At 38.7% G+C, this 14,632-nt stretch carries 15 protein-coding genes; 2 read left to right on the plus strand and 13 right to left on the minus strand.

Annotation, left to right across the window (positions count from 1 at the left end; genetic code table 11):
* Positions 1-126: 126 nt before the first annotated feature.
* Genes IGI44_RS10715 through galE form a run of 3 tightly spaced genes read right to left on the minus strand, consistent with a single transcriptional unit; the run spans position 127 to position 3,605 of the window.
* Complete coding sequence (locus IGI44_RS10715) at positions 127-1,110, minus strand: LacI family DNA-binding transcriptional regulator (RefSeq protein ID WP_438787722.1); 984 nt, start codon at positions 1,108-1,110, stop codon at positions 127-129.
* 12 nt (positions 1,111-1,122) lie between these two features.
* Positions 1,123-2,604, minus strand: a complete 1,482-nt coding sequence (gene galT / locus IGI44_RS10720; protein ID WP_438787723.1) for a UDP-glucose--hexose-1-phosphate uridylyltransferase — start codon at positions 2,602-2,604, stop codon at positions 1,123-1,125.
* An 11-nt stretch (positions 2,605-2,615) separates the two neighbouring features.
* The gene (galE, locus tag IGI44_RS10725; protein ID WP_438787724.1) at positions 2,616-3,605 is read right to left on the minus strand and encodes a UDP-glucose 4-epimerase GalE; all 990 of its coding nucleotides are present in this window, start codon (positions 3,603-3,605) and stop codon (positions 2,616-2,618) included.
* 149 nt (positions 3,606-3,754) lie between these two features.
* Between galE and IGI44_RS10730 the strand changes: the two genes are divergently transcribed.
* Positions 3,755-3,922, plus strand: a complete 168-nt coding sequence (locus IGI44_RS10730) for a DUF3042 family protein (protein ID WP_438787725.1) — start codon at positions 3,755-3,757, stop codon at positions 3,920-3,922.
* Positions 3,923-4,036: 114 nt separating this feature from the next.
* Positions 4,037-5,482: an IS1182 family transposase gene (locus IGI44_RS10735; protein ID WP_438787726.1), complete on the plus strand. Its 1,446-nt coding sequence runs from the start codon at positions 4,037-4,039 to the stop codon at positions 5,480-5,482.
* Between the two features lie 22 nt (positions 5,483-5,504).
* On the opposite strand, the gene IGI44_RS10740 is transcribed toward IGI44_RS10735, so the two are convergent.
* The 10 genes from IGI44_RS10740 to IGI44_RS10785 form a co-directional block, all read right to left on the minus strand.
* Entirely contained in the window at positions 5,505-7,271 is a 1,767-nt protein-coding gene (locus IGI44_RS10740; RefSeq protein WP_438787727.1) for an FAD/NAD(P)-binding protein, read from the minus strand.
* 106 nt (positions 7,272-7,377) lie between these two features.
* Positions 7,378-8,193: a sugar-phosphatase gene (gene yidA, locus IGI44_RS10745; protein ID WP_438787728.1), complete on the minus strand. Its 816-nt coding sequence runs from the start codon at positions 8,191-8,193 to the stop codon at positions 7,378-7,380.
* 271 nt (positions 8,194-8,464) lie between these two features.
* On the minus strand, positions 8,465-8,866 hold the full coding sequence (locus tag IGI44_RS10750; RefSeq protein WP_438787729.1) for a rhodanese-like domain-containing protein: 402 nt from the start codon (positions 8,864-8,866) through the stop codon (positions 8,465-8,467).
* 27 nt (positions 8,867-8,893) lie between these two features.
* Complete coding sequence (locus IGI44_RS10755) at positions 8,894-9,850, minus strand: ROK family glucokinase (RefSeq protein WP_438787730.1); 957 nt, start codon at positions 9,848-9,850, stop codon at positions 8,894-8,896.
* Between the two features lies 1 nt (position 9,851).
* Entirely contained in the window at positions 9,852-10,058 is a 207-nt protein-coding gene (locus IGI44_RS10760) for a YqgQ family protein (RefSeq protein ID WP_438787731.1), read from the minus strand.
* 278 nt (positions 10,059-10,336) lie between these two features.
* Positions 10,337-11,005, minus strand: coding sequence for a rhomboid family intramembrane serine protease (locus IGI44_RS10765; RefSeq protein ID WP_438787732.1), 669 nt, complete (start codon positions 11,003-11,005; stop codon positions 10,337-10,339).
* A 55-nt stretch (positions 11,006-11,060) separates the two neighbouring features.
* The gene (locus IGI44_RS10770) at positions 11,061-11,597 is read right to left on the minus strand and encodes a 5-formyltetrahydrofolate cyclo-ligase (RefSeq protein WP_438787733.1); all 537 of its coding nucleotides are present in this window, start codon (positions 11,595-11,597) and stop codon (positions 11,061-11,063) included.
* Between the two features lie 56 nt (positions 11,598-11,653).
* Entirely contained in the window at positions 11,654-12,649 is a 996-nt protein-coding gene (locus IGI44_RS10775) for a GDSL-type esterase/lipase family protein (protein WP_438787734.1), read from the minus strand.
* 11 nt (positions 12,650-12,660) lie between these two features.
* Positions 12,661-13,650: a FecCD family ABC transporter permease gene (locus IGI44_RS10780; RefSeq protein WP_438787735.1), complete on the minus strand. Its 990-nt coding sequence runs from the start codon at positions 13,648-13,650 to the stop codon at positions 12,661-12,663.
* A complete protein-coding gene (locus IGI44_RS10785) occupies positions 13,647-14,630 on the minus strand; it encodes a FecCD family ABC transporter permease (RefSeq protein ID WP_438787736.1) in 984 nt (327 codons plus the stop codon). The genes IGI44_RS10780 and IGI44_RS10785 overlap by 4 nt, the downstream gene beginning before the upstream one ends.
* Positions 14,631-14,632 lie beyond the last annotated feature (2 nt).

The raw sequence follows: 14,632 nt of genomic DNA on the forward strand, positions 1-14,632 counted from the left end.
TCTTCTTTCCTGCGCCAGACAAAAAAATAGCCGAACACTCATAGACTATCCAAATGGAAAGAAACATGAGTATTCGGTTTCTATTTGTAAAGTATTTTTCAAAAAGACTTTACTAGATATATTGAATTATTTAGTGGAATCTCGTTCGATTAGCTTCGTACCCAGCATAATTTTTCGTGGAACGGGTGAAAATTCTTTTGCTAGATCTAAAATTGTTGAAACCGCTAATTCCCCCATCCACTCAGTTTCAACTTTAACAGTTGATAAAGCTGGCGATACATATTTAGCCACGCTGACATCATTAAAACCAATGACAGATATATCCTCCGGAATTTGCAAACCACTTTCTTGAATTGCTTGCATTGCCCCTACAGCTAATGCATCACTTGAAGCAAATAAAGCTTCTGGTAACTCATAATTCTCAGCTAAAAACTTAGCCATTGCTGCCTTTCCAGCCTCCATTGAAAAAGCAGCAGTCAAAGTGAACTCTGGTCGATAAAGATTAAGTTGTTCCATCTTTGTTTTAAAAGCACTCAATCGCGGGTCCTCGATTGGCTGTAAATTATGTTTAGTGTGCTCTTTTCCAGAAAGAATACCAATTTTTTGATGACCTTGTTGAATAAAGTGATCAATCACTAGATCAACACTTTGATCAAAATCAATGACTAGTGAATTCAGCCCATTATTCATGCCATCAAAATCGACGAATAATAGCTGCTCATCAATTTGTTTCAACTGTCGTATCTGCTCAGCATCAAATTTTCCTAGAGCGATTGTTCCGCTGACTTGACTATCCGATAGCTCATTCAAAGCTTCTCGTCGAATTTGAATATTCAATTCTTCAGCCTTCTTCTCGATCCCTAAACGAATCGATAAATAATACAAATCTGCTAATTCTTCGGCTTCATCATACCATTGTACTAAACGGATAACAGATTTCCCCGGCCTGTTCGCGCGTTTATGTTTAGTGTAGTTTAATTCCTCCGCCACTTCAAAAATACGCTGCTTTGTTTCTTGGGCGACGGATAATTCTTGATCGTAATTTAGCACACGTGAAACTGTAGCAGGAGAAACTCCCGCCAATTTTGCAATATCTCGAATAGTTGCCATCGCTGCCCCTTTCTACAAAGTATTAATAAAGCGTGTGAAACCTTCTTGTCCTTCAACATCCCGTTTGAAGACCCCAGCATCCTCCAAGACACGGGCAAAAACGGTTCCCACTGCCGTTTGAACGACTTTTGTAACATTCTCGCTTGTAATTTGATTCGTCGCTTTCAATTCATCGGCCCATGTAATATGATAATCGGCAATTGTATTTTCCTCGTTCAATAAATATTTTTCGACTTCTTTCAACTCGGATTCTAGACGCGGTGGCAAAACAGCCAGTCCCATCACTTCAATTAGACCGATATTTTCTTTCTTAATGTGCTGTACATCTGGATGCGGATGAAAAATACCATCTGGAAATTCAGCGGAAACATTGTTATCACGTAGAACCAAATCCATTTCAAATAGATCCTCTTTTCGGCGAGCAATTGGTGTAATTGTGTGGTGAGAAAGGCCATCTGAAGTACGAGCAACGATTTGTAATGCTTCATCCGAATAAGCATCCCATTTCTCAAAAATCATTTGAGAAGCATCAACTAAGTCCTTTTTGTTTTTCCCTTGCAGCCGAATGACTGACATTGGCCACTTAACAATACCGGCTTTTACATTTGGATAACCTTTAAGTTCAAACGTTCGTTCCATCTCAGCTATAGCCATTGGAAATGTATGCCGACCGCCTTGATAATGATCGTGTGAAAGGATTGAACCACCAACAATTGGCAAATCCGCATTTGACCCAACAAAATAGTGTGGTAAGACTTCTGTGATCCTCAACAAGCGTTGAAAAGTTGCCTTGGTAATTTTCATTGGGCGATGCTCTTCTGATAAAATGATGCAATGCTCGTTATAGTAAGCATAAGGTGAGTATTGGAACCCCCAACTTTCACCATCAAGATTCATTCGAATAATACGATGGTTGGTCCGTGCTGGATAATTCATTCGTCCTTTGTATCCTTCATTTTCCATACACAGCATACATTTCGGATAATCAACTTTTTTCATTTGTCTTTCCGCGGCAATTTGTTTTGGATCTTTTTCAGGTTTTGAAAGATTAATCGTAATTTCCAACTCGCCGTATTCTGTTTCAGCGGGAAAAATAATGTTACGAGCAATCTCACGAGTTTTAATATAATCATTATTTTTACTTAACTGGAAGAAATAATCTGTTGCTTGGACAGGATCCTTCGAATAATATTGTGCAAAATAAGCATTTACAACTGAAGGCGGTGGTGTCATCAAATCCATCAGTTGTGCTTCAAGAATGTCCCTTTCTGCCTGTAAGTCTGTGATTACTTGATTTTTTTCGGCCTGAGTCAACAGTTGGTCAACTAATTCTACTGCACTCTCGGATACCTCACGATTTTCCGCTTTTGACAAAGAGTCTTCTCCAATCATAGCGATCACGCGGTTTTCTAAATACAAGCGATCCATCTCCATCCAACCGCCTGATTGTATGGCTAAAGTAATAAAATCTTTTACCGTTTGACTGATTGACACACTATTTCCTCCTAATCCTCATACCCATGTGGATGACTCACATGCCAGTTCCACGCTGTTTCAATGATTGCTTTGATGTCCGTATACTCTGGCTTCCAACCTAAAGCTGCTTTGACTTTGTCACTTGATGCCACTAAGCGGCTTGGGTCTCCAGCACGACGAGGTCCGATTTCTGCAGCAATTTCTTTTCCAGTCACTTCACGAGCCGCATCCAGCATTTCCTTGACAGAGTAGCCATTATTTGAACCAAGATTGAAGAAATTACTTGGATTTCCAGCTTTTAAATACTCCAATGCAAGGATATGGGCATCAGCTAAATCTTCTACCTGAACATAATCGCGAATACATGTCCCGTCTGGTGTATCATAGTCATCGCCGAAAATCGTTAAATGATCTCTTTGACCTAAGGCCACTTGTAGAATAATCGGTACCAAATGGGTTTCTGGATCATGGTCTTCTCCAATACTGGCATCGGCTTTTGCACCAGCAACATTAAAGTAACGCAAGGCAACATAACGCATACCATACGCGTTATCGCACCACTTCATCATTTTTTCCATCATTAATTTGCTTTCACCATATGGATTGGTTGGGTTAGTCGGAACTTCTTCAGTAATCGGGGACACACCTGGCTCACCATAAGTAGCTGCAGTTGAAGAAAAGACAATATTTTTGACGTCAAATTCTTCCATAATTTCTAATAAACTTTCCATTCCAACAACGTTATTATTAAAATACTTTAACGGTTTTTCAACAGATTCACCAACTAATGAACTGGCTGCAAAATGAACAACGCCTTCAATTGATTCTTTCGTGAAAACATCCCGCATAAATGCTTTATCACGACAATCCCCTTCATAAAATTTTGCATTAGGATGAACAGCCTCACGATGACCTGTCAATAAATTATCAACAACAACGACTTCGTAATCTCGTGAAACTAACTTATCTACCGTATGAGAACCAATATATCCAGCGCCGCCTAAAACTAAAATTGCCATTTTATCTACTCCTGTCATTTTTATTTTATTTAGTAAACAAATTATAATTTGTTTACTAAATAAATGCAAGCGATTTTCCATTCGTTAAACTTTCTATTTTTGTGCTTTTGCTTCATAATGAAGATATAAAGAGAAGGAGTGATGAAACGATGCGTAAATTTGCTTCAGGATTCGTTACTGGTACCTTAGCTGCTGCAGCAGTAGTTGCTGGTGTAGTGATGGGTGTTAAAAAGAAAGTTATCGACCCCATTGAAGAAAAAGAAACAAAAATCGATGAAAATCGTAAAAAAGCCCGTAGAAAACGAATCGCACGATAAAAAAAGAAAGCCATCGGCTTTCTCAGACTGTAGACAAAGTCCATTTTATGGATGATGTCTACAGTCTTTTCTTTTATAATAGATTTATGAAATCGAATACAAGGAGTGATAGTTATGATGTCTAAAAACAATACGAACGGTAGAAATCAATTTGCGATGCTCACGATTGATGATCTGGTTCCTCAAGATCACCTCGTTCGAAAGATTGATGCCGCGATTGATTTTGACTTTATTTATCCAATCGTCGAAGCCACTTACTCCGATTTAGGTCGACCAAGTATCGATCCAGTCATTCTGATCAAATTGGTGTTTATCCAGTATTTATTCGGCATCCGTTCCATGCGCCAAACCATTAAGGAAGTCGATACCAATGTCGCTTACCGCTGGTTTTTAGGCTATTCCTTCGAGGAGAAAATCCCCCATTTCTCAACTTTTGGAAAGAATTATGTCCGCCGATTTAGAGAAACGACGTTGTTTGAGGATATCTTTGCCTATATTTTAGAACAAGCAGTTAAAGCAGGTTTCGTAACAGAGGATAATTTGTATCTGGATTCTACCCACATCAAAGCCAACGCCAATAAGCATAAGTTCACGAAGGAAATGACCCATGATGAAGCGAAAGCCTATCAAGATGAATTAGAAGATGAGATCAATCGTCAACGAATAGAGGCCGGAAAACGCCCTTTTACTTTGGACCTAGAAAAGGAAGTGAAGCTGAAAGAAAGAAAAATAAGTAAGTCTGATCCGGAAAGTGGCTACTACGTCAAAGGTGAACGAGAAAAACAATTTGCTTATTCTGCCCATACTTCATGCGACGACAACGGATTTGTTCTCAGCACCATCATAACTCCTGGAAATATTCATGACAGTCAAGTCGCCTTTCAACTCGTCAAACAATCGAAGAGACTTTTTCCTGAAATCAACTGTGTTGTCGCCGATGCCGGGTATAAGACACCTAAGTTTGTTCACTTTTTGACTCATTTGAACCTTCGACCTTGTTTGCCTTATTCAAGGCCCAAAGGGAAAAAGGGACTATTATCAAAAAACGAGTTTCTCTATGACGAGTATTATGATTGTTACATTTGTCCGCAGGATCAAATGCTCGATTTTTCAACAGTCACTCGAGACGGGTATCGTGAATACAAATCTGATCCAAAAGAGTGTGTGCACTGCCCTCTGCTAAACCAATGTACCAAAAGTAAAAATCATCAACGAGTCATCACGAGACATGTTTGGGGAGACTTAATGGATGAAGCGGAACATCTTCGTTTAACGGATCGGAATAAATCGATTTATAAAAAACGAAAACAAACGATTGAACGAATATTTGCGGATGCAAAAGAGAAGCATGGGATGCGTTGGACCAAGTATCGAGGCTTGGAAAAAGTCGCGACGCATACGATGCTAGTGTTTGCTGCAATGAATTTAAAGAAATTAGCCACATGGCTATGGAAAGGCAAGAAGCCTTTATTTTTTTGTCCTGAATTTCGAAAGAAATCAGATAAAAAGACGTCCCAAACTCAAATTTCGAGTTTGGAACGTCTTTTGTCTACAGTCTGAGAAAGCCATCGGCTTTCTTTTTTTAGTGATAAATCGTATCGACAATTTGATTGGCTAAATAAAAAACTCGATCATTACTTTTCGGACGTGGTGATGCAGCGTTTAACCAATCTAAACCCTCCAAGGGGATCCCATAGCAGAAAATATGCGATAAAACATTCCCCTTTCGATCAATCACCTGATGCGTTTCGCGTTTAACTTGTAATGCTCCTGTTAAGTGTTTCTCTCCATCAAAGATTACCTGATGCGGTGTTATATAGCCTCTTTCACGCATCTGTATCAACAAGGGATTTTTTGTACGATTTAAATTGGTTGCAGGCAAACGAGCTTCAATCAAATTTTTACTGCTAAATGTCTGTTCTGATACCTTTTTACTGAAAGCTAAGAATGCGCCTTCTTTTCTTTCAACAGTCATTTCAGGTGCTAAAAACTGTACAACACCTGCTTTCACAAGTGCTAACAACTGTTTTTGTCGGATTACTGGTGCGCCAATCGTCAGAAAACTATAATTTCGATTGAAGGTCCCAAAAAAATCTTCGAAATATTCTTTCGGAGAGAATTTTTCGTGATCCAACATATAGTTGAAAGGTTCTTGTAATTCTTTATACGTATCAATCGCTCTAGCGAATGCGCCACTTACATTTCCACGTTCAGCCTCGGCGATATCATTTTCCAAATAACTTTGAATAAACTCAGGAAACTCTTGCGGAGAAACTTTCTTTCCCGGATCAAAAAGTTTTTCCCAATCTAAACGATCTCCAGTTGGGACGTGATATTTTTGTAAGACGCTTTCTTTGTCCCCTTCGCGGTATTCACGCAAAAATTTTTCTAACACTATTTCAGATTTCGACAGCCTCACTTGGTAGAAAGCTAATTCAGCTTCCTTCTTTAGTAAATCAAACAGATCTTGCGCACTGCCGCTGAATTGCTTCATAAATGTTTTTGTCAGAATCTGGGGCTGTGCATCCTCTCCAGGATTTTTCTGATTATTTGGTCGTGCATGATACGGCAATCCCCTTCCTGAGCCAACTATCAGCTGCTGCTCTTTCCCAGAAGCTTCATACACCAAACAATCCTGCTTTTCGATAAAGCGTCCGCCCCATTTAGCAACGAACAGCGCAATATAATCAAAGAAACTGAGACCCAATCCCCGAAGTATCACATCTCCTTCTGCTAATCGATCTAGCGGTGTATCAGAAGGATTCCCCGGTCCTTGATAGAATAGACCATGTTCTTCTGCATAGGTTTTATTTTTTTCTTCCTCTTCATTCAAATGATTGGACGAATGTCCAGTTGCCAAGATAACATTGCTGACTCGATACGTTTGTGAAGCTTGAAGTATGATCTCCTCTTCGTTCAAGGTTAAATCAATAACTTTTTCTTCAATCATTTCGACCGTTACATTTTCTGGAAGTTGCTTTATCAGCTCCTCGAAAAACCAACGTTGATAAACACCATAATATCGCCGCTGGCAATAATCATTTTCTCCTAAGCTGATTTCTGATAAAAAGGTTTCTCCGTTTTTTAAAGTAGAAAGGTATTCAGGAGCTCTTGTCTGATTCCATTCTGCTAAATTCGGTCCTTCATCCTCCGAAAACAAGGTCACATGTTGCATAACGGTGTTCATGATTACTTGATCATTTTGATCTTCACGCCAAATATTGCCTCCAGGCCCCTCGGGATCAAAAAGCAAAAGAGTAATTTTTTCATTTGATGGTGCTTGTTTAATTAAGCGATCTAAAGCGATCAAGCCATATGGACCTGCACCAATAATTGCGATTTTTTTCATACACATTCCCCATTTTTTAGTTTCATCTCTTTAAGAGTAGAGAAAAATCGAGGAATAAGCAATAAAAAAAAGCTTCTGATGATTATTTCATCAAAAGCTTACCAAACTATTTTAACACCCATCGCTCAAATGCTTCTTTTACACCATCTTCTAGATTTGTTGCGACAGTGTAATCGGCCGCCGCTTTAACTGATTCGCTGGCATTTCCCATTGCAATTCCAGTTCCAGCAAATTCAATCATTGACAGATCATTCTCTGCATCACCGATGGCCATTACTTCGGACTGTTGGATTCCTAGATGCTCACTCAACTCTTTTAATGCTATCCCCTTACTGGCATTAGGATTTAATACTTCAAGGAAATACGGAGTACTCCGTACAAGCGTATATTTTTTGAAATATTCTGTCGGAATTTTTTTGTATGCTTCACTTAAAATTTCAGGATCATCAATCATCATCATCTTGATGGGTAATATATTTCCTGCAGCAATTTCTTCCGGTGTTCGATAATGCAGAGGCATATTTACTAAATAAGATTCTAAAATCGTGTACGGACTGATATCACGGTTAGACGTGTACATTTCCTTTTTATCTGCAAGATGTAAATGGACGCCCAATAAACGTGCCAAATGATCAATCTCCAAATAATTTTCTCGTGTCAAACCATGTTCAGCAACAATCTCCCACGTATTTGTATTCAAAACCAATGCACCGTTATACGTAATAATATAGTCATCTATATTAGTCAATCCTAATGCATCTAACTGGGCTCTCGTACCTGATAATGGACGACCCGTTGAAAGAACCACATAGACTCCAGCTTTACGTGCAGTTTTAATCACATCAATGACTGGTTGATTGATTTCGTGATGATCGTTTAGTAATGTACCATCCAAATCGATGGCAACTAATTTTATACTCATAAATTTTCCTAACTCCTATCGCTATACTTATTTGTTTAAGTAATATTCTCAAGCCTTTAACCTGACTCTTAGTAAAGTACCAGCTTTCATAATAAGCGTAATCCTATATTCAGTCAATTTAATGAATGTATTATCAGCTAGATCAACGCCTTCAGATATCTGATATTTGAATTCAATTTACTGTTTCACCATCAAAATGCCGACCTATAAAAGTTAGTCCGCAAAACTAACTTTTATAGGTCGGCTAACTATTTATCCAACAACTTTTTAATTAATCATTCTTTTTCTGCTTAACTTTTCCGGTCCATTCTTGCATTCCGCCTTTAAGAATATACAAATCCGTGTACCCTTTTTTTCTAAGCAAGTTGGCAGCACGAGCACTGATTGATTTATTATGATCATAAATAAAGATAGGCTGATCTTTTCTTAAAGAGCTATAGGTTTCTTTTAACATAGTATATGGAAAACTACGCGCTCCTAAAATATGTTTTGCATTAAACTCGTCACGTTCACGCACATCAATGACTTGCGCTTTACGCATTCCTGCTTGAAATTCTTCTTGAGAAATGATTTTCGCAGAACGTCTCATCATAATTCGCACAAAAAGTTCGTAAAGACCGTATAAAACAATTACTGAAATTAGTACAATATTAATTTTCCACCAAATTGACATCACTTGATTCCTCTCTTAGTCCTTATTCTATTTTGCTAATGAAGCAGCACCAATAACGCCCGCCTCATTTCCTAACTCTGCTAGTTTGATTTTTGTACTTTCCCGTACTTGTGGGAAAGTAAATTCTTTGAAGTAGTTTTCGATACGACTACGTAAAAATTCTCCCGCCGCAGAAACACCACCTCCAATAACAATCGTTGAAGGATTCAATGTATTTCCGAGATTTCCACAAGCTAATCCTAAATAGAACGTTACCTTATCGACTACCATTAAAGCAAGATCATCATTTTCCTTCTCAGCCAACTCAAAGACATCTTTACTTGTAATATCTTCACCGTTATCCAAACGCGCTTTCAACTGCGAACCACCTGCATATTCCTCAGCTAGTTTGCGAGCTACGCGCACAACGCCTGTCGCACTAGCCACAGTTTCTAGACACCCGCGTTTGCCGCAAGTACATTCAAATCCATTAGGATCAACGGTCACATGTCCGATTTCACCAGCACAGCCAGCTATACCATGAAGTAATTGACCGTTCATCACGATTCCACCGCCAACGCCCGTTCCTAAGGTCATAAAGACAACATCAGGTTCATTATCACCAGCGCCTTTCCAACGTTCACCTAAGGCGGCTACATTTGCATCGTTATCAATACTAAATTTGATTTTTGTTCCTTTTTCAATCTCACTTTTAACCTGCTGTAACGTTGTCCAATTCAAATTATAGGCACCAATAACCGTCCCAGCTTCAATATCGACACTACCAGGAGTTCCCATACCGATTCCAATAAATTGTTCAGGACTCATACCATACAATGACAAATGATGGTTAATTGAATCAATGATATCCGGAACAATATGTGAACCGTCATCTAAAATATTAGTTTCAATACTCCATTTTTGCTGAATCTCACCGGCTTCAGTTAAAATCGCAAATTTTACTGTTGTTCCGCCTAAGTCAATACCTAATAATTTTTTATCCACTTTAGTCACCTTCTCGACTTTCTTCAATGTGATGTTCTCGTTTTAAAATGCTCCAACCCTGCAAATAAGTGTCTCGATCCACTAAACGACTCTCATATAAATTTTTCAATTCGATCTGCATTAATTCAATATCGTAGATTCTCTTTCCTACGTACACATAAATGCCGAATTGTTTTAGCAACTGCTGTACATCATATAAACTTTCCATTCAAACACATCCCTAGTATTATACAGAAAAAAGAGCTTTTTTTGTAGCTTAATTTCTATTTCCTAGCCTAATTATTAATAAGTCATCTAGTCCGCTTTATATTTTATAGTATTTTCTCCACACTCGCAAATTCAGACCAACTGCCACCTATTTTCACAAACTAAAAACGGCACAAAAAACTTTTGTTATTTACAGATTGTCAGTTTCTCCATACTTTAAGTAAAAAGCACTCTTCATTCAGAAATCTAAAAAAAGCGGACAACCTTCGTCCGCAATCATTATTGATACATACTAAATTTTCTTAGTCCAAAGAAAACAAAAATTACAATAGCGAAAATGAAAAATAGTACAGATGTAGCACGTCCTCGGGTTGTGAAGCGGTCTTGTGAATACGGCACCGCTAATGCCCAACCAGACAATGCGCCTCCAATAATACCGCCCAAGTGTCCCCAAATATCAATTGTCGAATCGAATAAACCAAAAATAAGATTCATCATAATAAACAGCGTAAATTGACGAGTCAATGCCTGAATTGCTCCGTTGTCACGATAGTGCAACCCAACTACTAAAAAGGCCCCAAATAATCCAAATATTGCTGTACTTGCTCCACCGGATAGTGTCGTTGGCTGGTTAAATGCGAAACTAGCAAAATTCCCCATAATCCCGCTTAATAGGTAGATCACAGCAAATCGCCAATGACCAAAAATGGCTTCACACTGCTGCCCCATATAATAAAGGACCACTCCATTTAAAGCAAAATGCATCAATCCAAAATGAATAAACATCGGAGTAATAAACCGCCAATATTGATGCTGCCAAATGACCGATGGTGCAAACATTCCCAATTGATTCTCGATTGATAATCCAGGCAATAAATACTGCATAATGAAAACGATCGTATTGATTGCAAAAAACATATACATCATATAAGGCTTGTCTTTTTTCATGTATCTACCTCTCTCATTCTATGGTTATACTAAGTTATGGTAATAGCAAAAGCTATCAGGAAAGAAATAATTGCTGGACTGGCTGATCAAAAGCTTCTATTTGCCATTCTTCGATTAATTGATCAGCGAAAACTAAACTGCAGGTTTCTCCTGAATAATTTGCTAGATAGCGATCATAATACCCTCCACCAAATCCAATGCGGTATCCTTCATGATTAAACACTAATCCAGGAACAATCAATAGTGCTAATTCATCCGGTCTTGCAATATTTTCCGTAGCAGGTTCAGCGACACCAAATTTTGTTGTATAAAATGCGGATTCATCATCTATCCAATGAAAAACCATCTGGCCTTTCGGCAGCGATTTAGGAACAGCAATTCTTTTTCCCATATCAAGAGCACGTTTTATCACCGGTGATGTTGGAAACTCAAATTCTGTTGCCATCGTCAAACCGATGCTATCTGCTTTTTCCCAAGTCTTACTTTGAAAAAACTTTGCAAGAATGATTTCTATTTGAGCGTGTCTTTCCTCGTTGGACGCAATTTTTTGTAAACGAGAAATTGCCCGTTGTCTAAGTTTCTCTTTCTCCATTCATTCACCTTCTTATCTAGAAATACTAACAAAATCCAAACAAAATAAAAAGGGGATTACTCCCCTTTAATGAAATCACTAGAAATTTGACGAGCAATTGCTAAGCCAGCAACTGCATTGAAATGCAAATGATCTCCGCTATCAAATGACGAATGTAAATAACCTGATGCTTCTTCGACAATCATTGAAAAATCCCAAACGTTAGCGTAATTTTCAAGCAACCACTGATTTATTTCTTTGCGCAGCATTTCTTTCGTTTGATTCATTCCCGGATACCCCATACAAGGCGACAATGTACACAATTGATAACTTATCGTATATTTTCCACAAAGTTGAATCAGCTCTCTGATCCCCTTTTTGAACTTTTCCAAAGTAAGGTCCCCATTTATCAAATCATTCTCACCAAGAAAAAGGATGACTCTGCTGACATTACTGTGACTAGTTAGACAATCTTCTAAGCGACGCAACCCACCAAAACCATAAAAAAGGTTCCGTGAATCATTTGTTGGAACGTCACTACTTGATTTCAGCAAGCAACTGCCATTTATCCCTTGATTAACTAGATAAAGATTATGTTTTCGCCATTGTCTCTGCAAAGGTGCTGTCCAAGTTGCTCCTTCAGTTAAAGAGTCTCCTAAAGCAATAATACATTCGCCCTCACACTCTCCTTCAATCGCCAATAATCCTGAACAAAAATTTAGGTTCCTAGGCTCCGCCAAAAAATCAGCATCATTATAGGAAAAGCCACTTTCAAGCGAAGAAACTTGAAAAGTAATTTGCCACTTTTTCGCATTTGAATCAATCGAAATAGAACCTGTTTTTAAAAGTTCACTAGGACTCAACGAAAAATCAGGTAGATGTTGACAAGTCTGATTGGTTTTTATCGATAACTTTTTGATTTGTTGTGTCTTCTCGCCGTATTCATTAGCAAAAACTAAACGAATTGCCTTCACCGGTGCAATTTGTCTTAACGTTAAATGGATCACTCCGTTTGAAGTAGTGTGATGTGCAATCCCTCGTTGTGCATGACTCCATATCGTGGTCCAACTCATCTCGTTTCTCCTTATCTTTCATTACTTTTCTTCAATAACTGTAAAATAAAATAGGGTGCTCCAATCAACGAAACAATAATTCCGGCAGCCATTTCACCATTTGGCAAAATGACCCTTGCTAAAATATCACTATACAATAACAAAATACCGCCGATCACAGCAGTCATCAGTAACGCTTGATTATTCTTCCGCCGAGTAAACTGTTGGGCAATATGCGGCGCAATCAAACCGATAAAACTGATACTACCCGCAATAGAAACGCTCACTGCTGCCAAACAAACCGCACAAAGTAAAAAGAATACCTGCGTCCGTTTCAATTTTAATCCTAATCCAACAGCTATCTCGTCTCCTAATTCTAGCACCTCTAACGAACGCCCCTTCGACACTATCAAAGGTAATATGCAAAGGATCCAAGGAAGTAAGAGCAACACATGCTGCCAGGTTGTGCCCCAAATCGTTCCCGCAAGCCAAGCCGTCACAAATTGATAATTGTCTTTAGAAACACGAATCGTACCAATCAAAGTCAAAGCTGAAATACCGGCATTTACTGCTACCCCTGCTAACAGCAAACGATTCGGTGTGATACGTTTTGATTGTCTGCCAAAATAGTAGACTAGCCCTGTTGCTGAAAAACTACCGATACAAGCAATCAGTGGTAAAAACCAACTACTTTCACCAGTTGAAAAAAAGCCCAAATAAATTAGAACCGTCAGGCCCGCACCCGCATTTACTCCTAAAATTCCCGGATCCGCTAAATCATTATGTGTAATTGTTTGAAACAAGTAACCCGAAACCGCTAACCCCATACCCGCCAAGATTGAAACTAGCATCCGTGGAAAACGAAAATCAAAAACGATTAATTTTTGACTATTGGCAGCAGTTTGTTGAAAGACTCGCAAAAGATCAGTAACTGACATTGAAATCGTCCCCACGGTAAGGCTGAGTACAATTCCAATAGCTAATAAAATAAGTATTAATAGCCAACCTGCCTTTTTTCTCATATGCTACCCTTCCTAATTTGCAAAAGTAAAAACGGAACCCCAATAACTGTAATAATAACGCCAACAGGAGTTTCTAACGGAGGAGCGATCAATCGTGAAAGAGTGTCTGCCCCGACAAAAAATAGAGCGCCGAATAATCCAGAAGCCGGAATCACATACCGATAATCATGTCCCACAAAAAAACGAACGACATGGGGAACTATTAATCCAATAAAGCTAATCGTCCCAACTAATGCCACCGAACTTCCTGCCAGTAATAAAACAAACAGCATGCTCATTTGGCGAATACGCCGAGGATTTTTTCCTAAGGAGATGGCAGTTTCATCACCTAAACTCAACAAAGAAATTTGAGGTCCGAACAAGATTGCGCCGATTATTCCAATCATGATTATCGGAATAGCCACTTGTAATTGGTTCCACGTAAGGTTAGCAGTTCCTCCGACAAACCAAAAGGTGATGTCTTGGTTCAGATTAAATATCAAACTGATACTCTGACTCAACGCCGTAAAAAAGGCACTTAACGCCGCCCCTAATAAAACAATCCGAACAGGAGACAATCCAAATGATATACGATTAGAAACTAAATAAATCAAAAAAATTGAAAGTGATGCACCAAGAAAAGAACCAAGAATTCCTACAGAAGGGGAAGGATTTGCATTTAAGACAAAAACCAAAACAAGCCCTAATCCTGCGCCCGAATTAATTCCCAATAATCCAGAATCAGCGATTGGATTGGAGGTAATTCCCTGCATCAAAGCGCCAGCTATCGCAAAGGCAGCCCCTACAGAAGCCGCCCCCAGCATGCGCGGTAATCGCAAATAACGAATTAACTGTTCTCCCTGGTTTTCCGGATTAAACTTCAGCAATGCTCGAGTTACATCTGACCATTGGCTGGTAACTGCTCCATAACGCAAAGATAGAAGCATTGCAATGATTAATAAGAGAACAACAGTAGGAAAAAAATATTTTTGCTTTATCATTT

Source organism: Enterococcus sp. DIV0756 (assembly GCF_051710745.1).
Lineage (GTDB): Bacteria > Bacillota > Bacilli > Lactobacillales > Enterococcaceae > Enterococcus_A.